The organism is Roseovarius roseus (genome assembly GCF_043355935.2).
In the GTDB taxonomy this organism is placed as follows: domain Bacteria; phylum Pseudomonadota; class Alphaproteobacteria; order Rhodobacterales; family Rhodobacteraceae; genus Roseovarius; species Roseovarius roseus.
This window is the reverse complement of sequence record NZ_JBHFPE020000006.1, coordinates 161,406-185,647: the sequence shown is the minus strand read 5'-3', so window position 1 is coordinate 185,647 and position 24,242 is coordinate 161,406. Positions and strand designations below refer to the sequence as shown.

At 57.3% G+C, this 24,242-nt stretch carries 17 protein-coding genes and 3 pseudogenes; 10 read left to right on the top strand and 10 right to left on the bottom strand.

What is annotated here, in order from left to right; all coding sequences use genetic code 11:
- Positions 1 to 35: 35 nt before the first annotated feature.
- The 3 genes from ACEWPL_RS12075 to ACEWPL_RS12065 all read left to right on the top strand — a co-directional run bounded on the left by ACEWPL_RS12075 (position 36) and on the right by ACEWPL_RS12065 (position 2,365).
- Positions 36 to 302, top strand: a complete 267-nt coding sequence (locus ACEWPL_RS12075) for a hypothetical protein (protein WP_393930299.1) — start codon at positions 36 to 38, stop codon at positions 300 to 302.
- A gap of 128 nt (positions 303 to 430) precedes the next feature.
- Positions 431 to 1,846 carry an IS4 family transposase gene (locus ACEWPL_RS12070; RefSeq protein WP_393930301.1) on the top strand — a complete coding sequence of 472 codons (1,416 nt, stop codon included), beginning with the start codon at positions 431 to 433 and terminating at the stop codon, positions 1,844 to 1,846.
- Positions 1,847 to 1,990: 144 nt separating this feature from the next.
- Complete coding sequence (locus ACEWPL_RS12065; RefSeq protein ID WP_393930303.1) at positions 1,991 to 2,365, top strand: hypothetical protein; 375 nt, start codon at positions 1,991 to 1,993, stop codon at positions 2,363 to 2,365.
- 408 nt (positions 2,366 to 2,773) lie between these two features.
- Here ACEWPL_RS12065 and ACEWPL_RS12060 read toward each other — a convergent pair whose 3' ends face one another.
- Complete coding sequence (locus ACEWPL_RS12060; protein ID WP_393930305.1) at positions 2,774 to 3,433, bottom strand: rhomboid family intramembrane serine protease; 660 nt, start codon at positions 3,431 to 3,433, stop codon at positions 2,774 to 2,776.
- A gap of 190 nt (positions 3,434 to 3,623) precedes the next feature.
- Here ACEWPL_RS12060 and ACEWPL_RS12055 point away from each other — a divergent pair, with 190 nt between their 5' ends.
- Positions 3,624 to 3,893, top strand: a complete 270-nt coding sequence (locus ACEWPL_RS12055) for an acylphosphatase (protein WP_393930307.1) — start codon at positions 3,624 to 3,626, stop codon at positions 3,891 to 3,893.
- A gap of 386 nt (positions 3,894 to 4,279) precedes the next feature.
- Positions 4,280 to 7,597, top strand: a complete 3,318-nt coding sequence (locus ACEWPL_RS12050) for a hypothetical protein (protein WP_393930309.1) — start codon at positions 4,280 to 4,282, stop codon at positions 7,595 to 7,597.
- A 728-nt stretch (positions 7,598 to 8,325) separates the two neighbouring features.
- Here the strand turns inward: ACEWPL_RS12050 and ACEWPL_RS12045 are convergent.
- Together ACEWPL_RS12045 and ACEWPL_RS12040 are read right to left on the bottom strand one after the other, a co-directional pair.
- The gene (locus tag ACEWPL_RS12045) at positions 8,326 to 9,015 is read right to left on the bottom strand and encodes a helix-turn-helix domain-containing protein (RefSeq protein ID WP_393930311.1); all 690 of its coding nucleotides are present in this window, start codon (positions 9,013 to 9,015) and stop codon (positions 8,326 to 8,328) included.
- A 55-nt stretch (positions 9,016 to 9,070) separates the two neighbouring features.
- Positions 9,071 to 9,214: a hypothetical protein gene (locus ACEWPL_RS12040; RefSeq protein ID WP_420744346.1), complete on the bottom strand. Its 144-nt coding sequence runs from the start codon at positions 9,212 to 9,214 to the stop codon at positions 9,071 to 9,073.
- A gap of 460 nt (positions 9,215 to 9,674) precedes the next feature.
- On the opposite strand from ACEWPL_RS12040, the gene ACEWPL_RS12035 reads away from it, so the two are divergent.
- The gene (locus tag ACEWPL_RS12035) at positions 9,675 to 10,319 is read left to right on the top strand and encodes a DUF2238 domain-containing protein (RefSeq protein WP_393930313.1); all 645 of its coding nucleotides are present in this window, start codon (positions 9,675 to 9,677) and stop codon (positions 10,317 to 10,319) included.
- Positions 10,320 to 10,511: 192 nt separating this feature from the next.
- Here ACEWPL_RS12035 and ACEWPL_RS12030 read toward each other — a convergent pair whose 3' ends face one another.
- Positions 10,512 to 11,162, bottom strand: a complete 651-nt coding sequence (locus tag ACEWPL_RS12030; RefSeq protein ID WP_393930315.1) for a DUF1236 domain-containing protein — start codon at positions 11,160 to 11,162, stop codon at positions 10,512 to 10,514.
- 222 nt (positions 11,163 to 11,384) lie between these two features.
- Positions 11,385 to 12,476 carry an IS630 family transposase gene (locus tag ACEWPL_RS12025; RefSeq protein WP_393930317.1) on the bottom strand — a complete coding sequence of 364 codons (1,092 nt, stop codon included), beginning with the start codon at positions 12,474 to 12,476 and terminating at the stop codon, positions 11,385 to 11,387.
- Positions 12,477 to 13,112: 636 nt separating this feature from the next.
- Here ACEWPL_RS12025 and ACEWPL_RS12020 point away from each other — a divergent pair.
- From ACEWPL_RS12020 to ACEWPL_RS12010, 3 genes and pseudogenes are all read left to right on the top strand, one after another.
- Positions 13,113 to 13,540, top strand: a pseudogene (locus tag ACEWPL_RS12020) (VWA domain-containing protein); the annotation flags it as partial.
- 101 nt (positions 13,541 to 13,641) lie between these two features.
- Positions 13,642 to 15,972, top strand: a complete 2,331-nt coding sequence (locus tag ACEWPL_RS12015) for an OmpA family protein (RefSeq protein WP_420744345.1) — start codon at positions 13,642 to 13,644, stop codon at positions 15,970 to 15,972.
- A gap of 70 nt (positions 15,973 to 16,042) precedes the next feature.
- A pseudogene (locus tag ACEWPL_RS12010) lies at positions 16,043 to 16,405 on the top strand (XdhC family protein); the annotation flags it as partial.
- 594 nt (positions 16,406 to 16,999) lie between these two features.
- Here the strand turns inward: ACEWPL_RS12010 and ACEWPL_RS12005 are convergent.
- Both ACEWPL_RS12005 and ACEWPL_RS12000 read right to left on the bottom strand, forming a co-directional pair.
- Positions 17,000 to 18,067 (bottom strand): annotated as a pseudogene (locus ACEWPL_RS12005) (IS110 family RNA-guided transposase).
- A gap of 288 nt (positions 18,068 to 18,355) precedes the next feature.
- Complete coding sequence (locus ACEWPL_RS12000; protein ID WP_393932264.1) at positions 18,356 to 19,519, bottom strand: serine hydrolase domain-containing protein; 1,164 nt, start codon at positions 19,517 to 19,519, stop codon at positions 18,356 to 18,358.
- 722 nt (positions 19,520 to 20,241) lie between these two features.
- Here ACEWPL_RS12000 and ACEWPL_RS11995 point away from each other — a divergent pair.
- Complete coding sequence (locus ACEWPL_RS11995) at positions 20,242 to 21,057, top strand: hypothetical protein (protein WP_393932266.1); 816 nt, start codon at positions 20,242 to 20,244, stop codon at positions 21,055 to 21,057.
- Positions 21,058 to 21,319: 262 nt separating this feature from the next.
- Here the strand turns inward: ACEWPL_RS11995 and ACEWPL_RS11990 are convergent, their stop codons facing one another.
- Genes ACEWPL_RS11990 through ACEWPL_RS11980 form a run of 3 tightly spaced genes read right to left on the bottom strand, consistent with a single transcriptional unit; the run spans position 21,320 to position 24,222 of the window.
- Positions 21,320 to 21,922: an ANTAR domain-containing response regulator gene (locus ACEWPL_RS11990; protein WP_393932268.1), complete on the bottom strand. Its 603-nt coding sequence runs from the start codon at positions 21,920 to 21,922 to the stop codon at positions 21,320 to 21,322.
- A gap of 3 nt (positions 21,923 to 21,925) precedes the next feature.
- Complete coding sequence (locus ACEWPL_RS11985; RefSeq protein WP_393932270.1) at positions 21,926 to 23,086, bottom strand: transporter substrate-binding domain-containing protein; 1,161 nt, start codon at positions 23,084 to 23,086, stop codon at positions 21,926 to 21,928.
- A 14-nt stretch (positions 23,087 to 23,100) separates the two neighbouring features.
- A complete protein-coding gene (locus ACEWPL_RS11980) occupies positions 23,101 to 24,222 on the bottom strand; it encodes an AAA family ATPase (protein ID WP_393932272.1) in 1,122 nt (373 codons plus the stop codon).
- Positions 24,223 to 24,242 lie beyond the last annotated feature (20 nt).

Below are 24,242 nucleotides of genomic sequence, written 5' to 3'. Positions count from 1 at the left end.
TTCTATCATCTACCGTAGATCAAAGAGGTGTTCAGATGGAACGCGAACCCAACCTTGTCATTTCCGGCGCCTCGCAGCGCATCGTTGAGGATGGGGTGCCATTCAAAGTGGACATCTACAAACTCGAAGGCGGGGATGGTTGGTCGCTGGAAGTTTTGACCGAAGACGGGACATCCATTGTCTGGGACGATCTCTTTGAAGACGACCGGGCCGCATTCGACGAGGCAATCAGCACCATTCGCAGTGAAGGCGCAGTCGCTTTTGCCAACGGTGGTTCAAACGTCGTCCCGTTTAAGCAGTAGGCGAACGGCCCACCTTGCAGTTACCCATAAGTTTGGTGCGGCGAATTGATTCACCCATCAGTCGTGCTCTTGCCCGCGCAGCCCCGATCATGATTCGTCATGTGGCACCGAATGAATGAGGTGCAGATATGGGACAGAATTGGGTGGGGACGGAAACTGCCAGATGTGATCTGGGAGATGTTCGATTGAACCGGCGGCTCGAAGCAATGCTCGCGGCCCTTGGAGATCGTCCGGGAAAATCGCTGCCCACGGCGTTTCAAGACTGGTCGAACACCAAGGCGGCATACCGTTTCTTTTCAAATGAGAATGTCAGCGAAGACAAGATTCTTGAGGGTCATTTCGCCGCCACTGGCTTGCGCTTCGAGGCCACCAACGGTCCCATCCTGATCTTGCAGGACACCACGGAATTCACCTTCAAACGGTCCGCTCCGGAGAAGGTCGGGCTCACGAAGATATCCACTGGACGCAAAATGAAAGAGGGCCGATTTCAAAAACATGCCGTCTGTGGCCTCCTGATGCATGCCAGCATGGCCATTACGCCGGATGGACTGCCGCTCGGTCTGACAGCAGCGAAATTCTGGTCGCGGAGCAAGTTCAAGGGGACCGCCGCTCTTAAACGCAAGATCAACCCGACCCGTGTGCCTATTGAAGAGAAGGAAAGCATGCGTTGGCTCGACAATTTGCGCCTGTCCACCGAATTAACTGGGGCACCTGAGCGCTGTGTGCATATCGGTGATCGGGAAAGCGACATCTATGAACTCTACTGCCTGGCCGAAGAGCTCGGGACGGGGTTCCTCGTGCGTAGCTGCGTCGACCGTTTGGCGGAGGATGGCGGAACGCCCATTGCCAAAGTGATGGCTGAAGTGCAATCCAGTGGCACGCATGAGGTCCGGTTCCGCGACGCGCAGGGCAAGGATCATTGCGCCGTGCTGTCTGTCAAACACGCGACCATGACTGTTCGGCCCCCGATCGGGAAGCAGAAGAAATACCGGCATCAGAACCTCCAGATAATCCATGCCGAGGAACTCAATCCGCCAGAAGGCAGAGCGCCTGTCTTCTGGAAGCTGATCACGAACCTGCCGGTTACGACCCATGCCGACGCCGTCCACAAGCTCGATTGTTACGCGTTGCGCTGGAAGATTGAGACCTTCTTTCGAACCCTGAAGACTGGGTGCCGGATCGAGGAACTTCGCTTAGCCACAGCTGATCGGCTGGCAAACTGCATCGCGCTGTGCTGCGTTGTTGCCTGGCGCGTATCGTGGCTGACAATGCTCAGCCGGGAGGCACCGAAAGCATCGCCTGATGCCGTCTTCACCAACACCGAGCGCAGCCTGCTTGAACGCGCAACGCCAGAACGCAAACGTAATATGCTACGCGATTTGAACTTCTATGTCAGGGCCGTCGCGAGGCTCGGAGGCTACCTCGATCGCACATCAGATGCGCCACCAGGGACGACGGTCATATGGCGCGGCCTATCCCGCCTCGCTGATCTTGCCGAAGGCGTTCGTATCGCAGAGGCACAGCCACCAGAGACTTATGGGTAACTGCAAGACGGCCCACACCGGCCATCGATCTTCAACACCGATGTGGCACTGCAGCTGCGACAGACCGGCCAATCGCGCCTTGCGCAGCAATGCAATAATGCTGAACCATTGCGGCACAAGCGGGAAATTTGCGATGGAAGGACTATGAGCAGCACAAGAACAACATGGAAAGACGTCAAGCCGAAGCTGTCCACCTTTTCCTCAAGCCAACTACTGCGACTTGTTCAGGACTTGTACCGGCTAAACAAAGAAAACGCGGCATTCATTCATGCCCGGTTCTTGAGCAATGATTCTGGGCAAGAACACCTTGGCCCTTACATGATGCGAATTCAGGATGCTCTCTGCCCAAAGCAGCCTTGGAAGCAAGATGTAAAGCTGGCTGAAGCCCGAAAAGCGATCAGTGAGTTCAGGAAGGCCGATGGAAACACTCGCGATTTGCTCACCCTCATGGTCTATGATGTGAAGTGTGGTAATGATTTCGCGTTAGAATTTGGGGATATCGACGAAGGCTGTCTATGACAGCTTGTGTTCAATGTTCTCGAGCATTGTCCAAATTTTGTTGAAACAGGATGATCGAGAATTATTTACGGCATTCCTACCGTTACTTGAGATGGAGTTTGCCCGGGTCGATGGTCAAATCGGCTGGGGATACCCAGATGAGTTGTCGGATCACCTTATAGACCTGAACGACGCGTTTGCGTAGATGCTCAACGTCTGTGGCATCTACACTGACGTTTACCTCGACATCGCGCTCGACTGCGCTTCGGACACGGAGGCTGCCCGGCCGCCCTCATCCGGGCAGCACGGGATTTCGTCGACAAGGACCCTGCCTTCGCCGCCCGGGTGGCACTTCTTGCCATTGCGCATCTACCCTTGGGCTGTTGCGAGGCGAAAAGGCCCCCAGATTTGTCTGGTCCGCAGGTTTCCTCAATTCCGTGCGAAGCTTTGCCCCAAAAGCCAGCCGGCGATCCAGCCGCCGAGATGCGCTTGCCAGGCAAGGCCGCCCGAGAAGACCACGAAAAGCGCGATATTGGCCGCAATAAGCCCCAAGATTGCCATGAAAATCGGCTGCAGAGGAAGCTCCGCTCGCCGGCGCATGTGATAGTCCATCGCCTGCCATAGCCCGATCAGGCCAAAGACCGCGCCCGACGCGCCGATCATCGGCGCAGGGTTGGATGACAGCAGCCCGAAACATGCCGCGCCCGCGATCGCCGACAGAAACAACATCAGCAATGTCCGGCCCGCCCCGACATGGGCCGAGACGAATTTGCCCAGCGACAAGAGCACGACGCTGATCATCGCAAGGTGGGCGAGTCCGCCATGCAGAAAGGCGTGGCTGATGAACATCACGGCGGTCTGCCCCGGATAGAGCGCCAGCTCTGTCCCGGCGAGGATTGGCTGCCAGAACGCTCCAAGCGCGAAGGCGGGCCAGCGCAGGTCCTGCCCCCCGAAAACGCCGAATGCCGAAAAGCTGAGGACCAGCTCGATCGCTGTCATGATGCCGACGAGAGACCACAGGAATCCCGGCGCACCGATCTGCTGCGTCGCGCGGGTGAACCGGCGATCACGTGGGGATGTAGGTTTCATGACTGTGAGATATCCCTTCAATGCAGGGGGGCCAAGATTGAAACGTCGATTCAGGCCGGGTCTATCAACATATCCGTCGAAGCTGATCTTGTGCGTATGACCCGATACGACATTGGGAGTGAAAGAGCTTGGCAACCCATGATATTGTCAAGTTGGACGGACAGGAACAATTCGACTAAGGGGGCAGTCCATGACGGCAAAACATGTGCTTATAACCGGCCGCGTGCAGGGCGTGTCTTTCAGAGCATGGACGCGCGAGCAGGCAAAAGAACTCGGCATCTCGGGGTGGATCCGCAACCTTCCGGATGGATCGGTCGAGGCCGTCGTGTCGGGGTCAAGCGAGGCGGTCGAGACGCTGATCGCGGCGTTGCACGACGGCCCGCCTGCGGCAAAGGTCAAGGATGTCCGTGCCACAGAGGCCGAAGTGCATGCTGAGCCAGAATTTCGTATTCATGGCTGAGCAACGAAGGCTTCCGCGTAAATTGGCCGCTATCGACTTGGTCGGCCCATCCCGGACGTTTATCGAGCCGCCTCGCGCCGCATTGCGGTATCTCTGAACCTGCCGTTCGTCGCCAGTCGCAGCATTCTTGACCGGCCAAGATCAGGAGCCGCTTTCCAACCTGAATGACTACCTGAAGTCTTTGGGCGAAGAGAGTGTCGCGACGATCAGCACGGGAACTGCTCAGGCTCCGTTCCCAACAGCCCAGCCCGAAGGGTGTACCCACCACACACGCGCAAACCCCATGGCTGGCGTTGTTCAGAAGGCCTACCGAATCCACTTTCAGGTCATATGGGCAACAACATCTAGCGCTTGCACGGCGCATATCATACCATAAACGAGAGACCTTGCCCAACCACTACATACCACTGGGTTGCGTCTATGGCCGCCTGGAATCCGAGATGAATAATTTTCCTCTACCTTCCGAAATCATGAGGCACAACAGGGCCTATCTATTCTCGGACAGCAAAACCGAGGGGGCATATATATTGGCAAAATCCGAGCTGAGTCATCATCTGGACAGCTTAACTCAGCGGAATCAGCACCAAGATTTTGAGATTTTTGCGCGAAAGCTGTGCGAGAGAGAAATTTGCCCAAACCTTCGACCGCAGACCGGGCCGGAAGGCGGCGGCGACGGAAAGGTAGATACGGAGACTTACTCCGTTGCGCCCGAGATATCAGACCGCTGGTTTCAGGGACTGCCAGACTCAGGCGCGCAAAGGTGGGGATTTGCCTTCAGCGCGAAAGAAAAATGGGCGCCGAAAGTTCGGAGCGACGTCCAGGGTATGGTTGATACAGGACGTACCTACGACAGGATCATATTCGTTACCAGCCGCGCGGCGCGATCCAAGGATCGCCTGCGGATCGAGGACGAACTCGTCAAGAAGTTCAACATTCCCGTCATGATTCATGACAGATCATGGATTATTGACCGGGTTTTTCAGCATGACCACAAGGACCTTGCATATGAGTATCTGAAGGCTGGTCAGTATGACGAGTCCAAGATGGTGGTCGGGCCGCGCGATTTTGAACGAAGAAAGACTCTGGACGCGCTCGAAGAACGGATCGCCAAGGGAGGACAAAACGGCGGAGAGGTTACGCAGCGAGTCGTGGACGCTCTGGAAGCCGCGCAGTTGTCGAGAATGCTGGAAAGGCCGCGGATCGAGACGGCCGGAAGATTTGACCGGGCAATAAAACTGGCAAAGAAGCATGGAACCAGACGGCAGAAGATGCAGGCAATTTATGAGCGTGCCTGGACCGATCTATGGTGGTTTGATGAAATTGACGCCATCAATGACTCCTACGAGGAGGTTGAAGCGCTTGCGTTTGAGGAGAACCACGCGGACGACATAACCAAGTTGTCCAATCTGTACACGGTTCTGACGGCGCGGGTCATGCAGGGCTGGGAAGGCGCTGAGGAACTTGGGGTAGAAGCGCGCGGCGAACGTCTGCGAGTCAAGGTTCAGGAGATTAGCGCAGACGCGTCCCGGCCAAACAATGCGCTTTATGGAAAGGCGCTTGGCCACCTGCTGGAGCTATCGTCTGCATCCGTCAAGACAGATGTAGAAAGCCTGGATGCAGTCTGGAACGGCCTTTCCGATGTAATTGATCAAGCACATGGACTTGGAGAATTTCCTGCTGAGATGATCGATCAAGTGATCGATGCGCTACAGCCCTTTGCTCCTGCCAGCGATGCATTCGATGCTCTGGTGCTTAAGCTAGCCGAGTTCATGGGCGAAAGGGCCAAAGAAGGAAAAGCCGGAAAAATTCTCTTTCGAAGAGGCGAGCAGCGGCTCGAAGCCGAAGAGCCAATTGAGGCCATTCGCTGGCTTGGCAAAGCGTCGATTTATTTCATGAAGGAGGAATACGCGGAAGAGCAGTTCGAAACGCTCTATTGTCTTTCTGTTGCCTATCGCGGCGCAGGCCTTCTGTGGGCAGCGCGCGCGACGTCGCTATCAGCGCTGGTCAGAATGGTCATTTTGTCAGATGGCACTGACGGCCCCAGGCCGGAGCTTGTTCCATCCGCAAGCCTCTTCGCCATGATATCCATACAGCTCGGACGGTTTGTCGATGCGCTGAATGTGATCCTCTGGCTGAACAGCCTGCATGAAGTTCTGCCCTTGTCCGATGAGGGCCGCGAAGGCCTCCGGAACAAGCTGCTTGAGTTTGACCGCCTTCTGATGTGTCAGATCGTCAACCTGGAAGCAGACGATCTCCGTGCGCTGTCCACTGTGCCCGACATGCTTGAGAAGCTGCGTTTGTTCTCGGCTCGCATGGCGTTGATGTTCTTGCTGGGCCATGCCGAAAGCCTGAAGCAGGATGGCTCGATCCCTGAAGAGGGCTCGATAGAAGAACTCAAAGAACTTGCAGAGCTGGCCGTCGTGCAGCCGGCGGCGCGAGACCTTCCCAAGCGCCTTCTAATGTACCAGGACCGCGAGTTTGAGGCCTCAGTGATCCTCCTGGGTGTAGAGGTGAAATTCGCTGCGGACGCGACGGTGTTCGGGCACTTGCTGTGCGAGGCCCATATCAGCGCGCTCGAAGGCTTCCTGGCAACATCTATTGAGACGGGTATGCTCGCCCACGCTTCAGAATTGTCTGTGAGGGTACAGATATGCGAAGGTCTCGGTGAACCTGATATTCTTTTTGATCCGGGTTCAATGGTGCTGACGGTCAAGTGGCCTGTCGAACTGGATGTCAGAGATGTTGCCCACCACCAGACGCTTTGCGATCATCTAATACAGTTTTGCGCGGGGGTTATCGACGCAATTGCTGTGGTGAATCCTTACAAGGACGACGGATTCATGTCGCAGCTCGTGGACGAGTTTGTTATCCAGCGGAGTATCAGCTTCAGCAATGCTTGCATTGGCAATCATCGGCTTTTCGGTACGCATGCATCAACTATCGCGGGACTGCAGTTCCTTTCCGAGAGGGAGTACCAGCTTAAGGGTGATGCGCCGAATCTGATAAGGGGAGCGTTTCTTGATGAGCGGAGCGGAGAGGACGAGGGATTTACGGACCCGGAGAAGATTGTTCAAAGTCATCGGGGTTATGTCGTCGAGTCCATCATTAACTTGCATTTGTGGGATAAGGCCGGATGGAACGGAATAATGTTTGCGGGTTATGGCCCGGCATATCCTCCCATGCTTGCGCTGCTTTTTCGTGATGAACAAATGGCGCGTTCAATATTCTCCGGGTGGCGCGACAAATTCGGGTCGCGTGATGAGGAGGATGCTATTCGGATTGCGCTCCTGAGGGGGGTTGATGCGGAGCATCCCTCACATTACCGCGCGTCGATCTCCAAGAATTTCGACCCCAAGAAATACGGTCTGGACCCAAGCAAGAAGTTTATGCAAGCCTCGCGGTTGCTGACCATGACCCCGCCGAACAGCAACAACTTGGATACGTTTCTATCTGACTTCGAGGAGAAGCAGTGCTTTCTTCTGGCACCTGCAATTCTTGGACCTGGCGGTCAACCGCAGTTTTTCACTGACCTTTCGATTTTGAAGCGAAAGCTCTATGTCAGAGAGGCATGGGAGATCGGCGTTCACGATCAAGACGGCCTGGCACTTCGTACCGACGACAACATCTTAGTGCCGGATGGGATTGAGAACCCGCCATGCTTTGAATTGATGGAATTGAAGAAGCGCCTTCGAGCGGCGAGATAAGACACTTACGCCTACCATGCGATCAACTGATTCTGCCACTCAGGCATCCGCTTCCGCGCAAGCAGGTCATTCGTGCGGCGCGCAGCGAACGGCCGTTTCCCGCCCGCGGTGTCGATCGAGCGGGCTCCAGTCTTAGTTCTTTCATGAATGTCCGCTTCCGCGGTGCGGTCGGGGTGACTTCGCGACCGCGGCGAAGGTCGGCTGTCCGCCCTGCCTGTCGGACTGTCGTGATCGGCCCTGCCATTCACGCCGAGCTTCCCGAATGACCGGTTTAATTGCTCGAGGGTCAATGTCCAAGGACCAGGCACTGACAGCCTTGCGCGGCTGGTCGAGGGATCAAGCTGCGAGGGGCTTCGGAAAATCTTGATCCATCACATACATGATGCCGATAAATCAGAGCAAAGAGATGACTGCCGGTTGCACAATGGTAACCAACTGCTGCGGGAAATGGCCTGCAGAACGTCGAAAGCATCTGCTCCCGGGATTCCGCAGGCTCCCACCCCATACCCCTTGGAAAGAAGGAAGTGCGCGACCTGTTAGGAACGCGCATTGCCCCTTCCGTTCGGACCTTTCGACATCGCAGCGGCGCAGGGGCGAGACGGCCCGCTGCGCGGCTTTGCCTTTTGGCTGCGACCTCTGACACGTTCAACCCTCTGGGTTGACGCCATCTGCCGCCATTTGGGCGGTCATTGGGTGTTCGGGGAGGCTACTGGTGCCTATCAGGAAACTCAAGCTGGTTCAGCCTCAGCAATTGAGTCGGTCAGAGTTTCAAGCCCATCGACAAGATAGCCATGCTTCATCAAAGCGAGCGTCGTCAGGAGACCGAGGCGCTCCAATCCCACATATTCAGTAGCCCAATTCTTTTTGCAAAAATTATTAAGGGTGATCGTCATTTCGAGAAGCTGTTCCTGATCCGCGAAAAGCGCGTTTCCCTCTTCCGGTAAGTACCAGGGCATGTCTCTGCTGCGAAGATTGACGACATTGTACTTGTCCCGCGATCTGGGCAGATGACCAGAGGCATGTTCGATCACCAACGCGAAGCGCCCTTTCATGACCTCCTGAACGGAAATACGGACTGCCTTAGATTGATCTCCGTCTGTAGTGCCGTTTTCAAAGGCTTCTCGCAAGAGAAGGCGTCCTTCGACCTTCAGGAACATCGAGGTCGAGGGAGTGCAATTCTCCGGAATTTTTCTCTGATACAGCTGGAAGGGCGGTCGCTCCATCCTGTCGCCGAATCGCATCAGCAGCGGCTTCACCTGATCCAGTCGGGCCCGAGATTGCCCTTTTTTCCATCGGCTGACTGTCGATTGATCAACCCGGCACAGCTTTGCTATCTCTCCTTGTGTCAGGCCAGACTTTATCACGATATTTACCAGCCGCTGTGTCTGCTCGTATTCCGGCCCCTTTTTTTTCGGCATTCTGCTTTTCTTTCGGATATCTGAGGGTGGGACGCCATGCGCCCCACCCGTATTGTCATGATTTCTTCGGAGTGGAGGGGCGGTGTTTCGGGTTCAATTGCTGGCCTCGATTGCCCTGGTTCTTCGCGTGGGTCTGGTTCTGCCCGGACGTCCCCTTGTTCGCGTTTTTCATGTCTGCAGCGTGGTTCGGTTTTTTCATCATGCTCTCCATTAGCATCTGGTTGACGATGAAGACTTGATGGCATTCTCAGATCATTGATTGAACCTGCGCGCGCCGCATAAACACGCATACTTCTGCATATTGTCGATTTTATGCAATTTGGGGACTGGTTGGAATGGTCATTAGCTGAACTTGCTAATGTTCAAATTGCCTTTCGCTCAGTTAACGCTGCGCCATCATATGAATCTTATTGTCCGCTTCCTGCGCATTGCTGACCTTGGTGGCTGGTGTGGCAGGGCGGTGGGTTGAACCTGAGCCCTAAGCCGCTTAGTCGGCCGCAAACAACCCGTCTCACGCATTCCGAGACCATCATGCTATAGTCTCGGCGCAGCCGAGCCCGTTGATCGAACGTTCCTTAAGCGTGCCCGGGATATTGAGGGGTACAGAAAGCGACACGCGTACTATAGAAAGTAGCACAGGACATATTCGGAGAGCCTGGATGCGCCCCAAGGGCCCAATCGCCGTCTTGCTGATTCGGGGCTTCCTGATTGTCGAGATCGTCACCGGTCTCGCCACTGGCCAGTGGATGCCGGTTTTCGTGGCGCTGGTCACGTTTGCGCTAACTGTACTGCCCTACCGGTTTGCCCAACTTTTCGGTCTGGAACTACCGCGATCAGTGCTGTCAGCTATCGTAATATTCATCTTTGCCACCCTGTTTCTGGGGGAGCTTGCAAATTTCTACGAACGCTTTTGGTGGTGGGATCTGGTTCTGCATTTCTTCTCGGCGCTGTCGATCGCTGCCATGGCTTTTTTGATGATCTTCATGCTTTTCGAGGGCGACCGCTACGCCGCGCCGCCTTGGGCCTTGGCCCTGCTCTCAGCCGCGGTAGCGTTGGCCATCGGTACGCTCTGGGAGGTTCTCGAATATGGATTAGATCAGCTTTTCGGCCTGAATATGCAGAAGTCCGGGCTGGACGACACCATGACCGACTTGTTGATTGATCTGACTGGTTCGGGGCTCGGCGCGCTGTCAGGCTATCTTTTTCTGAAGGGCCGGCAGTCCGGAGGGATAGGCGCGGCGATGGCCGAATTCATGGCGCTGAACCGACGCTGGTATCGGAAACTGCACAATCCGAAAGAATAAGACTTGCGAGCTTTGGCGTCTTCACGAGTTCATCCGGAACGGTCGCGGCCTCGATCTGGGCATAAAGGCGATGCTTCACGCGGCTCACTTCTGCGTGGAAATCTACAGTCTGGCGCCCTCCGCACAGAGGCCGCGCCCTCTCCTGAAAAGGATCGGGCGCGGCCAAACCGCTCAAAGTGACGCGTTACGAGATCAGCGAACGATGTGGACGACGCGCCGATCCGCAGGATCCACCACAGCGCGGACGCCATTTACATAGACATACCCAAACTCGGAATCTGGGATTTTAGAGATTTCGACGGTCTCAGGCAGGCCGGAGCCAACAACAACTTCGCCGTCCAGGTAGACCGGCTCGACCTCGTTCGAGACGACATAGGTCGTTACGCTCTCAGGAGGGGTTGCAACGGTCCCCGCCGCGCCGCCTGCGGCTACGCCGACTGCTGCGCCCACGGGACCCCCAATCAATGCGCCGGCAATGCCGCCAAAGGTGGCTGCTCCGGTCGCATTTTTCGCGATCTCCTTATCGTTGTTGACGGTCTTCACTTCCAACACTTTGCGATTCTCATAAACGACGACGGGCTCGCCTTCGAGGGGCGCTGAGAGATAGTCGCCATAGGCCCACCCGGTGGTGCCGTTGTAAGACACCTCGCACCAGTTATTGGCGTCGAGACAGCCAACGACATCGACCTCGTCGGATGCAGAAATGACGCCAACCACCTCATACTGAGGGCCGGGGCCCGCACGCAGATTGAGGTCTGTGAAGGATGTTGCTACAAGCTCGGCCGACGCTGCTGTACCGACAAGGATCGCGGCTGTAGATATACCAAATGCTAGTTTTCTCATGATTACCCTCTTTGCTCATTTTGCCGCATAGCTGCGACCTTCCGAGCAACTTACAACCAATTGGAAAAGTTTCGGGCAGTGCGTGCGCCGCACAATTTCGGCGATTATCTGCCGGTGTGGAGACAAAGGCCCGGCCCAGAAGGGCCCGGCTGTGCGATAGCTCAATGTGGGCGTTTTGCACATTTTTGCGCTCCCCAACTAGTGCTCTGAGTCTGACGCATCTTACCGGTTTCCTCGGATTTGATCGAGCTTGTCCAAGGCGCGGCGTTCACGGGTGAGAATATCCTCGGCGGTTTTGGTCCATTTGAAGGGCTTGGGCGTCTCGTTGTGGTGCGCCAGATAATCATAGATCGCGGCCTCAAGATCATCGACGCTGGAATAGCTGCCACGTCGGATGCGCCTCGACGTGATCTCTGCGAAAAAGCGTTCGACCAGGTTCAGCCATGACGCGCTGGTGGGCGTGAAGTGCAGCTTGAAGCGCGGGTGCTTGTCCAGCCAGGCCTTCACCTCGGGCGTTTTGTGGGTGGCGTAGTTGTCGAGCGCCAGATGCACATCGCGCCGCGTGGGCACAGCCTTGTCGATCTGGCGCAGGAATTTCAGGAACTCCTTCGCACGATGGCGCGGCATGCAATCGCCGATGACCGTGCCCGATTTCACGTCCAGCGCCGCGAACAGCGTGGTCGTGCCGTGGCGCTTGTAATCGTGCGTTACGGTCGCGGCACGGCCCTTCTTGAGCGGCAGTCCCGGCTGGGTCCGGTCGAGCGCTTGGATCTGGGATTTTTCATCGACACAAAGCACGACCGCCCGGTCCGGCGGGTCGAGGTAAAGCCCGACGATCTCGGTGACCTTCTCCTCGAACATGGGGTCATTCGAAACCTTGAACCCCTTGGTGAGATGCGGCTTGAGGCCAGCTTCGGCCCAAATGCGCCCCACACTTGACGGCGAGATGCCCATGGCTTCGGCCATCAAGGCACGGGTCCAGTGCGTGGCATTGGGCGGTGTTTCCTGCACGGTCTTCGCGATTACCTTCAGCCGGATCTCTCTGGGAAGGGGCGGGACACGCGAGGGCCGCGTCTTGTCGCGCTTGAGGCCCGGCACGCCTTCATCGAGATACCGCTCCTGCCAGCGCCAGACCGTCGGCTTCGACATGCACGTCCGCCGCATGATCTCGACTGTGCCATGCCCGTCCGCCGTCGCCAGCACGATCCCGGCCCGCCAGACCAGCTTGCGCGGCGTGTTGCGGTTGCTGATCAGGGCTTGAAGATCAGCACGGTCGGCGGGGCCAAGGCAAAGGCAGATGTCGGAGCGTCGCATCCGCTGATCATGCCACAGCCGGACATCATTGGGAATCCTATGTTAGGTGGGGAACACTAGGTGTTCAAGTCAGACTACTCATACCATCCGGATCAGGTCGGATCCGATCGCGGGTGGGAAAAATACATCGAGGTCTGTCGAGCGCGGCGGGGACAAATTCAGCCACAGTAGCATCGCGGGCATTGAGCACGATGTCTTCCTGATCATCATCATGCTTCTTATCTTTCGAGCCGCGATTTACGTACCTCTTCATGGTCAGATCGACGCGACAGCATCTGCCTACACTTCGCCGGCCAGTCTTTCGTCGGTCTTCATGCCGGTGGCGCCTTGCCATGCCCGGCAGTTGCGACCACCACGGGTCATACTTTGACGAATTCGGCGGCTTTCACATGGCCCTCCGCACCGGCCCAGGAAGAAACTTTGCAGCCGCCGCATGGCGTTGAAGACTTCGCGCCGACAGCGGAGCTTTCGCCCGAACCAACCCGGGCTTCGACATCCTGCCCAACAATCGAGAAGGGATTGGAGAATTACATCGAGGCCCGCAGCAGGGGCTACAAGACTGTCTCCCTTGAATTCGATGCGGTGTGCGTTGTGGACGACCCGGTCGAGGATGGCGTCGGCAATGGGGGGTTCGCCGATCTGGTCGTGCTTTGTGATATCTCGGGCTCGATGAGCCAATATAGCCGCATGGTGCTGCATCTCGTCCATGCCGTCGCCAATACCCGCGCCGGGAGCGAGGCAGCGGCCAAGGGCGGTTGGGGGCAGGTCCATGCCTTTACCTTCGGCACGCGCGTTTCCAACGTGACGCGGCACCTGGCAACGCGGGATGTCGATGCCGCCTTCGCCGCTGCGGGCCACGAGGTGCAGGATTGGGAGGGTGGCACGCGGATCGGCGATTGCTTGACCGCTTCAGCCGCGACTGGGCGCGCCGGGTGCTGGGGCAGGGGGCGCTGGTCCTTTTGATCGCCGATGGGCTGGACCGGGGCGCGCCGGACGCGCTGGCAGCGCAGGTGCAGCGCCTGAGGCTGACGGCGCGGCGGCTGGTCTGGCTTAACCCGCTGCTCATGTCGGGAACTATCGGGGATATGCGCGCGTTGTAGGTGCAAATTCCCGCCCGGCGCGCCGCGCCGTGCCCGATTGTACCCTAGCCCACAGGAGTATTCACATGATTCGCCATTGGCTGACTTCGACAACCGCCCTAGCCCTCGTCCTGAACGCTGCCGCACCACTGCCCGGTGCCGCCTATGGTAGGGCGCAGCCCCGAGCCGCTGCGAGCAACCCTGCTGTCGACATGCGGTTGGCCGAGAACGAGAATAACCCCGCCGCCCAGGAGCTGATGTCGGATGTTCTGGGTGAAACGGCCACAACCGGTTCAACCGAACAGGAGCCGGACACGGCGGCGGCCCAAGTCGCTGCCGAAGCCGCCGCCGCCGAGGAGGCCGCACAAGCAGCAGCTGCGGAGGCCGCAGCAGAAGAGGCAGCGCCCGTAGAAGCTGAAGCCGAAGCCGCCGCAGAGGCGGAAGCAGCGCAGCAAGCTGAAACCGAAGCGCAGGCGGCCCAACAGACGGAAGGCGAGGCGGATGCAGCCGCGACGGACGAAGCAGATGCAGAAGCCGCCCAGCAAGCCGAAGCGGAAGTAGAGGCGGCCCAGCAAGCAGAATCCGAGGCGCAAGCAGCCGAGCAAGCTGAGACCGAAGTTGAGACTGCCGCAACCACCGAAGCCGAAGCAGAGCAGGCCGCCGAGGCAGAAGCCGAAGCCACCGCAGATGCCGCAGCAGAGGCAGAAGCAGCGCAGCAGGCCGAAGCCGAAGCGCAAGCGGCCGAGCAAGCGGAAGCCGAGGCTGAAGCAGCCGCGACGGCCGAAGCAGAGACAGAAGCAGCGCAGCAGGCCGAAGCCGAAGCAGGGGCGGCTGAGCAGGCGAAGGCTGACGCTGCCGCTACGGCAGAAGCAGAAGCAGCCCAGCAAGCCGAAGCGGAAGCCGAGGCGGCCCAGCAGGCGGAAACAGAGGAAGAAGCAGCCGCAACGGCCGAAGCAGAGGCAGAAGCAGCCCAGCAAACCGAAGTAGAAGCGGAAGCGGCTCAGCAGGCCGAAGCAGAAGCGCAGGCTGCCGAGCAAACTGAGACCGAGGCAGAAGCTGCCGCGACAGCCGAAGGAGAGCCTGAAGCACAGCAGGCCGCCGAGGCAGAGGCCGAAGTTGACGCACAACCCGAAGCCGAGGCTCCGGTCGACGCTGAGAGCGAGGCCGCGGAGGCCGTCGAGGAGGCGGCGCCGGCTCAATCGGGTGAGAATGCTACACCTGAGATCGTCGGCGAGGCCCCACGCACGGAATCTACTGAAAATTCCGCGCCTGATGTCCTTCCTGAGGTCAGCGCCGAAGATCAGGCCAGCGCGGCCGAGCTTGCCGATGAAAGCGCAGCTACTGCTGCCGCTGCATCGGATGAAGGCGAAGTGGTCGAGACTCAAGACGTGACCGTGACCGAAGAGGATGCGCGCGCCTCTAACGAGGAATTCACCACCTCCGCTAGCGGCCAGAATGCTGCTGCGGCGCAGACTGTTGCGCCCAATACTGCGGATGATGACAATGATTTGCTGCAGAACCTGGGCATCGCCGCCGCAGCGGGACTTGGCGCCTATGCGATCGGCCGGATGCTGGATGGCGGCGGGCAGGTTGTCTCGAATACCGGCGACCGTGTCGTGGTGCAGGAGCCTTCGGGCGGCTACCGCATCATCAAGGATGACGATACACTTCTGCGCCGTCCCGGCAGCGATGTGCAGACCCAGACCTATTCTGACGGGTCGACCCGCAGCGCTGTGACCGCCGCCGATGGCAGCCAGACCGTGACCATCCGCGCCGCCGATGGCAGGGTTCTGCGCCGCACACGGATTCTGCCCGACGGGCGCAGTGTCGTGCTGTTTGACGATACCCAGAGCTTTGCCCGCGTCGATGTGAACGAGCTGGAGCGCGCGCAGGCCAACCGCGCAAGCGATTACGACTACAGCACATCTGACGTGGATCAGCTGCGCGCTGCGCTTGATTCGGCCAACGGCACGCTGCCCGACCGGACCTATTCGTTGAACCAGATCCGCCGCATCGACGCGGTGCGCCACCTGGTGCCGGTGATCGCGCTGGATGCGATCAACTTCAAGACCGGCTCGGCCGTGATTGGATCGGAAGAGGCGCAGGACTTGGCAGATCTGGGACGCGCGATGGCCGCCGCGATTGAGGAGGACCCCGGACAGGTCTTCCTGATCGAGGGCCATACCGATACCGTGGGCGACGCAAGCTACAACCTCGCCCTGTCGGACCGCCGCGCCGAATCGATCGCTCTGGCGCTGACCGAGTATTTTGACGTGCCCGCCTCGAACATGATCGTGCAGGGGTATGGTGAGCAGGATCTGCGCATTCGCCAAGAGGGCGATGTTCGCGCCAACCGCCGCGGCGCCGTGCGCAACATAACGCCGCTGCTGGGCGGAGACCGCCAGGCGCAACAGTAACCACCCGCCACGCGAGTTCCGATTGAGTGTTTCGGCCCTCCGCCCCATACTGGGAGCGGAGGGTCTTTTCATGGATGATCTGGACGACATTCCTCGCATCGCACTGGATTAGCACTGGGATGGGCGCGGAGCTGCGCTGGCCACCGTGGTGCAGACATGGGGCAGAGCGCCGCGCCGCATTGGCGGGATGCTGGCCATCTCGGGCGCGGGTGACATGGCGTGCTCCGTCTCGGGGGGCTGCGTCGAGGGCGCGGTGGTCGCCGAGGCGATCGCGGCCATATCCGAGGGCGCGGCCCGGATGCTGGAGTATGGCGTGGCGGATGGTGATGCCTTTGCCGTGGGCCTCGCCTGCGGCGGCACGATCCGGGTTTTGGTGCAGCCCGTGGGAACGGCCCTGCCCGAGGCGGTGCTGGCCGAGTTGGTGGAGGCTCGCTAGCGCGTCGTGCCATGCTTGCGCGCCACATCGGCCACCCTCACCCGGCATCATGCTTTCCGCCGCGATGTGCGCCTACTCCGCCTTCGTGCGCCGACGTCGCCCAGTCGGCCCCTCGATCACACGTCCAGCCGGGAAACCCCAACAACCGTCGAGCCGTCCAAATGGACGCCCATTTTGCCGTCTCTTTCCAAACTCCAGCACCTCCGCCACGCAAATGCGCGCAGAATGCCCTGATCAGTTCAGCGATGGCAGGAGGGGGTCGACGTCGCGCCTATGATTCACATTACTCAGCTGCGTATACTTTCATTGTATAGAAATCGGGCGTCTAAGAGATTTGGTGGTTCCGGCCCAAATGTATGTGTCGGCTGCTAATCGCAATCGAGAATTTGGCACGATTTCGGAAATCGCTCATATGTATCCGGCCTGTTGATCAGCTCGCGGGCCGTGGCCTTGATGGGGTTACGCACGCGCCGTCGTCTCATTACCGGCAAGGTCCATGATGACCATTTGGGCCGTCAGACTCTGGGGGCGTATTTTCTCCGTTCCATGCTGTTCTCTCTATCGCGAACTCCTTTGTGACCGTGGAAGGCATCAGATCGCTTCCATGGCAGCGTCTTTTGGCGCATCGAACCGGGTGCCGTGCCGCAGTAGGCTCCAGGCGGTTCGAGCGAGCTTGTTGGCAAGCGCGATGGCCGCCTTGTTTCGGGGCATGCGTGCCACCGCTTCGGTCAGCCACGGGCCGAAACTGAAGTCGGCCCATCGGTGTGGCCGCATCATGATCACTTTCGCCGCTTGCACGAACAACATCCTCAAATAGCGGCTGCCGCGTTTGGTGATCCGGCCGAGAATGGTGCGACCGCCGGTGCTGAATTGTCGGGGCACCAAGCCCACCCATGCCGCGAAATCGCGCCCCCGGTCGAATGCCTCGCCTTTGCCGACGGCCGCGACCATCGCCGTCGAAATCATCGGGCCGATGCCGGGGATCGTCATGATGTTGGCGCAGTTCTCCTCGGTGCGGCTGATCTCTTCGATCTCGCCAGAGACATCCTCGGTCCGTTTGTCCAGCCAGAGCCAGTCGCCATAGAGCCCGATCAGGATGCCGCGCATCCGGGGCGATATCTCATCCCGTCGCTGTTCGAGGATCGTCTCGAAGGAATTCTTCAGTGCCCGAAGCCCCGAACGGACGGTGATCCCCTGCTCGATGAGAAAGGCCCGGATCTGGTTGATGGTGGCCGTGCGCCGCGAAACCAGCCGTGCCCGGACTCGGTGCAGGGCCTGAAGGTCGAGCTGATCCTGGTCCTTCTCAGAAACGGTCCGGAGGTTCGGCCGCAACGCGGCCTCCGCGATGGCCTCGGCGTCGTTGTAATCGTTCTTCTGGCCCTTGTTGAACGGCTTGACGTAAATCGCCGGGATGATCCGCGGCTCGAATCCCATGCCCCGCAGTGTTCAACTGACAAAATGGGCGCTGAGGCAAGCCTCCATTCCCACCAAGCAGCGTGGTAGCCCTTCGAAGGTGGCGTTCAGGGCCAAGCGCTTTATCTGCTTGCGCATGACCAGCTGGCCAGACCGGTCGAACCCGACCAGGTGAAAGGTATCCTTGCCGATGTCGATCCCGACGACGGCGAGGTCTCCAATGTTTCCTGTCTTCTTTGCACACATGGCTGCTTCTCCTTGTTGCGCGGTTGATCCCGGTTAAGGATAACCCAACGGTGGGGAAGCAGCCGACACATCCCATTACCGGCCGTTCGTCCCAGCGATCGATGCTGCGGTACGGCCCATAGAAGGAGACATTCACTGCCCGGTCGGATTGATAGCATGCGGAATAAGTAGGGATTCTTCCTAACGTTTAGAGCCGACCCTTTCGATGCAACAATGGCTTGCGGATGTCTGTTCTCTACCCTTCGATCATTGCACAATCGATTGGTGGTATAGTTTCCTTTTCAGTCTTTAAGAAGGCAACGCTCGAATTTTTTCGATCGTCGCAAGCGTTTTTTCAAAAGATTCACTGTCTATAGGGCTGTTCTGGCTGGCAAACCACGCAACAGACAATTTTCTCGCAGGGTCCACGAACAAAAACTGCCCATGAATTCCAATCCCATAGATCATCGGCTTTGCGTCACGCTGGATGTACCATTTGGTACGATAATGCATATCCCGTTGTCCCAGATCATCGTAAAAATCTCCGTCTTTCCAGGCTTGGGGATCGCCGTTACTGACGATGTCTTCTATCCAACTCACCGGCACAACTTGCTTTCCATCACGTTGCCCACCGTTGGCCATCATCATGCCCACGCGCGCCAAATCCCTCGCGAGCAAGCATTTACCACCCGCTGCACGTGCGCCACCAATAAGATCCACGGTTATATAACCCGAGGCTTCTGCCCCTAGCGGTTTCCACAACCTTTCGGTCACAAGGTCGACGTAACGCATGCCACTCGCACGCTCAAAAACCCAAGCCAGCAAGTCCGTGTTCGGCGAAACGTAGTGAAACCGACCGCCGTGCGGCCCGTCAGCCTTGGTTAGCATCGACATGAAAGACCTTAGATCACCGGCTTCTTGATCTTTTGGAACCGGGTTCCAATTCGCCGCAAAGCGGTAATCGACAATCGGACCTTCGGTCGCAAGGTAGTCTTCGTCAAACAAAACGCCAGCACGCATGTCCAGCAAATCACGTATGGTCGCACCAGCATAAGCGGTATTCGAGACCTCTGGCACGTGCTTTGTAATCAGGTCATTTTCGGCCAATTCGCCACGCTCTACCAGTGTTCCTGCAACCAAGCCCAGCAGGGATTTTGATACGGACATCAGAATATGCGGATCGCGCGAGGTCATTCCATTGCGATAGGATTCATGGACCAATTTGTTTTTGTGCAGAATGACGACTGCATCGCAGTCTGTCTCAACCATAGCGTCATCGATCCCCAAGCTGGACGTATCCATGGTGCCGGGCTCCAGTTCCCAAACGTCTGTTGGGTCGTTTTGGATTTCAGCAGAAGGAATAATCTCTCGCACATGATGAAAAGCCCAGTGGCAAAAAGGCGCTTTGCGCCAATTGGCGAGAGAAGCGCGGTCTGGTTCCGCAGGCGGAAAGCCTTGCATGACTTTGGACATTTCAAATCTCTTGGTTGTGACCTGACAAACGTGGCACCAATATGAAAGGGATTCAATGATCGAAGTAGGGGCCCCTTTAACAGTCGGCTTTGTACGTCATTGCACCCGCAGCGAACGACCGCTCTCCGCCCTCCCTTTTGGTGGCATTCGCAGCCGCGGCGAGAACTGAGCACATGCGGCGAAGGGCTGGAAGGTCCCGCATCTCAGTCACTCGACTGCGCTGCCATCAAGGTCCGCTTTGGCCAGCTCAGACAGAAGCCTTAATGACCGCTCAGGGCTGACAGCGGTCATCGGGGCAACTCCTCAGGGGCGATGATGGTCCAGAATCGAGTGCTGCACCGCCGCAAGTCAGCTTCGAGCCCTCTTTACCAATTGCCGTCCCGCAGGATTTCGCAGGTGCAGGAAATCCAGTTCGCTGAGAACGGCCCAGACTTGCCGTTCAGTCCCTGGCCGATCGCCGCGGTGCAGCTTCACCAGACCGGCCATTCGAAGTATCGTGCAGCACGGTCTGGTAAGTGGCGGTCCGCAGTGCGAGCGGAGCAGACCTCGTAGATTTAAAATTGAGTGCATGCTTTCTCAGATTCGAGGCAGGAGACGGTATCCGCTGCAAAATTTTCGATTGCCAACACGGTCTCCACGAAATATCGCCGCGATAAAAATTTCACAAAATGTCTGGCGATACTTAGTTATTTATACGGCGTATGCAGGTTTGGAAAAGGCGGATGACGGTCAAACGGAGAAATCATGAAGTGCCGAAAGGCCTCTTGAAGAATTGGTTAGGCAACCGAGGCACTGTTAAAGGTTTTCACCATGTAGACCTATCCACTCAAGACCTTCGTTTTGAGGAAGGACGAGAAGCACAATTTGCAATTACGGACTACCTCTATGTACCAAAGCGCATTGACGGAAGGCGCGATGATTCATTAGAGGATTGGTTTTCGGTCGATGAGAATGGACTTGCTCAGTTTGCGCGAAGTGCTGCCGCCGGAAAGCTGCAGAGCTTCAAAAACCAAAAGCTCCTTAATCAAGCTATTCGTGGCTGTATCGCCCTTGGTAGTCGAAATGCATACAGCATGTACATGGCGACACAGGCCATGCATCCCGTGAATCAATCGATGCATGAGCTATCCGTGGCTAATGTGTTGAATTCGATAGCGTTGAAGTTCAAAATGTTTGCCTCTTGGCAATTCACAATTTTGTACGATCTTCCTGTACCACTCTTGATCAATGAGAGACCTTTCATGGAGACCACGCCGCTACGACTTGAATCAGTCGCTATGCCGCTTAGTCCGCGCACATTAATGGTCGGAACACCCAATGGTGTACCAGGCGAAACCAGGATGAAAATCTCGTGGTTCCAAGCCGGCCCTGAGCACTGTAACATTGCTGAAATCGTCAACCACTTTACACTGGAAATGGCGAGGCAATGGATAGTCGCGAATAGCTATGAGGAATTAGACGGCCTTCAATCTGAGTTAACTTCCGAGAGGCTTGGCGAGCGAATGCAGACGGATAAAATAATTGGCTTCCAAACTTAAATCATAAGCTGTAGCTATGTGTGTTTCTGAATCTGCACTGCGGGAATCCGATAAAATGGGCTCCAAGCGTGTATGCAGGGGCGCGCGGGGCAGCCGTCCGGCCTGCATCAGAGGCGGTCCATCAGAGACCGTCGCTTCCGGCCCATTACGGACTCCCGAATTGCGTTCATATTCTGCGCTGCAGCTTTGGCAAAGATGTCGTTCCCGCGACGCACGCTATGTCAGACGGACGTACTCACTGATCAGGAGGGACCGATATATCTTAGTCGTCGCCAAGGTTGCGCAGGATCCCATCAGCATTGATAATTGACTGGGCAATCTCGAACGTAGTCGTCCGTTTGGCCATCGCCTGCTTTCGAATGACTGCGTAGGCTCCCTTTTCGTCTATACCGTGATGTCGCATCAGGATGAACTTCGCGTCGTTGATTTTTTGCATGTTGCCCAGACGGTCGCGCAACTTGGACAAGTCTTTTTGAAATTTAATCTGTTCGGCCCAGTACCGCCGCGCCATGAGCATACTGCTGAGAACACCGGCGGCACGTATCGGCTTCGTGATCAAAGCGTGGGCACCGATCTCGAATATCGATTCCAGTGTGGAAGGATTCTCGTATCCGATTACGGCGACCACTGTCGGCGGCTCGTGCCCGCTGCTGCTCAAAAAGGCCTTGATACGACTGGTCGGTTGATCCGTGACATCAATGAACACCAGATCAAATTTCTTTTGCAGCACCTCAGGCAATGGCCACGCATTCTCGAAATTGCATCCGATCCGATTGACCTGCTGTAGCAGGTCGTCCGCGCTGCGGTCTCTTTGATGAACGACCAAAGTGTGGAGGTCCCTCAACTCCTGAATGAAATCACTCATGTATCATAGCGTTGTTTGGCTCACCTTCTGGGTCCTGAAGCTGCGGTCATGAATCTCAGGATACACCAGATAGGGGTCGGGCTTGATAGATCGGCGTAGTTTGTTTTCGATGACGAATTCGCCATTCGCGTCGACCCGTGCGATGCGCGATTGAAGGTACGTGTGGTTGTTGTCAGGGTCGATCTTGATCTGCCCTTGCGGGGCATCAAATGTCAGGCCAAGCAAGGCGTCGTGTAGTCTCTCGGTATCCATCTCGCCGACCTCTTCAAGAACGGCGGCAAACAAATGCACCTGGCTGTAAGCCGCCTCACAACCACTGGTCACGTCGCTAACTGTACCGAACTTCTCTTTGTAAGCTTTCAAGAACTTTCGGTTAGCAGGTGAGCTAATCGTGCGAAAATACGGCGCGGCAGTGATGTGCCCCACAGCGGACTCTGGGCCAATTGCGGCTATTTCGGCCTCGTTCGTAGTAAGGCTACCGATCGGGCATAGGCGTCCATCGCCGCCAGCTGCGTGATAGGCGCGATAGAAATCGATGCACATTTGTCCTACGACAGTCGAGAAGATCGCATCAGGCTCCATGTTCACGATTTCACGAGCGATGTCGGCGAAGCCCTCTGCGTCCGTGTCAAAGCCAAGATAGTGCTCACCCAGAATTTCGCCGCCGCCTTGGCGTACCACGTTTCGCATCACTCGGTTTGATTCGCGTGGGTAGATATAATCGGACCCTACAAAAAAGATGCGCTTGCCGAACGTGTTCATCAGGTAGTTTGCCAAAGGCACGCTGTTCTGGTTGGGCGTCGCGCCGCCGTAAATCACGTTGGGCGAATACTCGAACCCTTCATAGAGGGTGGGGTAAAAAAACAGTGCGTTTCGCCGCTCGACGATCGGCAAAACTTCCTTGCGCGAAGACGACATGTAACAGCCGAACAGCGCCGTGATCTTGTCGTCAACGATAAGCTTTTCGGCCATCTCGCCGTAGTTGGAGACAATTGAGCCGGGATTGTAGCTGATTGGTTCGATTATGCGTCCCCTCACACCTCCGCGCGCGTTGATTTCACCAATTGCAAGAAGAGTGCCGTTGAGCTGCGATTGCTCGATGATCGCCGTCACACCTGACGTCGAAAAGAGCGTTCCGATTTTCCAGCTCTCCTGCTTAGTCACTACATTTATCCCTTTCAAACATGCCCAAAGACGATTTTGTCGACGTTCAGGCTGGCGGTCAGCCTGATCGGGCTGGCTCCCTCGGACATATCGCCCTTCATACCCGGCTCCAGCAGAAAGGTCGCCAGTGGAAATTCCAGATGCCGCCGCATGGCACGCCTCAGTCCGCGCGCGCCAAAGCGCTTGTCGTAGCCCTGTTCTGCCAAGTACCCGCGCACGGTATTGTCGATGCTAATAACGACGTCATGTTTGCGCAATCTTCGGTTGAGGCTTTCCATCTCGACGTCGACAAGATCCGGCATCGTGTCACGGCCCAGCCAGTTGAACGTGTCGACATGGTCGATACGGTTCACGAACTCGGGTGGAAAACGATCCAGCAGACACTTCATCACAATATCCTGCGCACGCATGCGCGGGTCCTTGGCCTGCCCTTTGAACCTCGACAACAGTCCGGTTCGTCCCTCCTCCAGATCCATCAATTCGCGGGCGCCAAGGTTGGATGACATGAAGATGATCGCATTGCGGAAAGAATAGGTCCGCTCACCGGAGGCGACCGTCAGCAAACCATTGTCGAACACATTGAGCAGCGCCAGAACCACCTCGTTGCTGGCCTTTTCTAGCTCGTCCAGCAAAACGATACCGGGCAAGTTTCGGGTCCCTTCGATCTTTTCCTGATCAAGGATCGTGGTGCCCTCCTTGGAGCCAACATACCCTGGAGGGGCGCCCGTAAAGGAAGCCGCGTAATGCTCTTGTGCCAGCGTGTTCATGTCGATCCGGCACATCGCATCCGCATCACCATAGAGGGCGCGGGCGACAGTCCGGACTGTCTCGGTCTTGCCAACGCCGGTGGGTCCACAGAACAAGAGCGAGGCGAGTGGCTTGCGCGGATCGCCGATATCGGCGCGCACCACCTTGAGGATTTCCAGAACCTCGTCGATGGCGCTGTCCTGGCCGATTATCGAACTGCGCAACTCCTTCTCGACCACCCCCATGTCAAATGAGAAGCGCGAGTTGAGATAGCTGGACTCCGACTTTGCAGCCGCATGGCTGATGTCACGTGTATTCTCGTCTGCCAGGGCGCTTTTGAGTTGGTCGTCGCGCTGCACTGCATGCAGGCGGTCGGTCATGAATGGCATGGACGCGGTCCTTCAAAGTA